The 802-nt window shown below is 75.3% G+C and carries 2 protein-coding genes; one reads left to right on the top strand and one right to left on the bottom strand.

From position 1 onward, the window contains the following. Positions 1 to 472, top strand: a 472-nt coding sequence (locus G3I65_RS07585; RefSeq protein WP_203612313.1) for a hypothetical protein, incomplete at its 5' end; no start/stop codon positions are given. Here G3I65_RS07585 and G3I65_RS07580 read toward each other — a convergent pair. Continuing rightward, a partial coding sequence (locus tag G3I65_RS07580; protein ID WP_160695447.1) for a Rieske (2Fe-2S) protein occupies positions 469 to 802 on the bottom strand: 334 nt, incomplete at its 5' end. The genes G3I65_RS07585 and G3I65_RS07580 overlap by 4 nt on opposite strands.

The following is an 802-nucleotide window of genomic DNA, read 5'->3' as shown; positions in this document are numbered from 1 at the left end:
CGTGGCCGACGGGGCGGCCGCGGCGGGGCCCGCCTTCGACGTCCCGATCACGACCGGCCGTGCGCAGCGGTTCACACAGACCGTCGAGTACCGGGCCAAGCCCGCGGCCGCGACGGCTCGCGCGGACGGGCGGTGCGACGCGGTGTCCGCGGTGTCCGGCCGTCACGACGCCTTCCGGTGCACCAGCGGCGGCACCACCTACGACCCGTGCTTCGCCGGGCCGGGGCCGCGGGTCGTCTGCCCGACATCGGTGACCGGGGCGGTGCTGCTGACCTACGCCGGCGGCCTGCCGTCGCCGCCGCAGGCCGGTGGGACCGGCGATCCGTTCCTGCTCGCTCTCGCGGACGGCTTGCAGTGCCTCGCCGTCGCGAGTGGCGGGTACCGGTGCGGCGACGGCGAGGCCCATGACGTGGACACGTCGAGTCCGATGTGGACGGTTGACGGCCGGACCGTCGTGAAGGCCTACGCCTAGGCGAGGGTGATCTTGCCGCCGGTGACCGTGACCGCCTTCTTCGCCAGCGGCTGGGATGCCGGGCCGTTGGCGACCGAGCCGTCGGCGATCTTGAACTTGCTGCCGTGGCAGGGGCAGTTGATCGTGCCGTCCGCGACCGTGTCCACGGTGCAGCCCTGGTGCGTGCAGACGGCGGAGAAGGCCGCGAAGGTGCCCGCCACCGGCTGGGTCACCACCACCTGCCGGTCCGCGAACACCTTGCCGCCGCCGACGGGGATGTCGGCGGCCGCGCCGAGTTCGGTTCCGCCGGCCGCCGGGGGCTGGGCGGCCGAGGGCGGCGGGGCCGGGGTG

This window comes from Amycolatopsis sp. SID8362 (assembly GCF_010550475.1).
Lineage (GTDB): Bacteria > Actinomycetota > Actinomycetes > Mycobacteriales > Pseudonocardiaceae > Amycolatopsis > Amycolatopsis eburnea.
The sequence above is the reverse complement of the archived record's forward strand: the minus strand, read 5'-3'. Positions and strand labels throughout refer to the sequence as shown.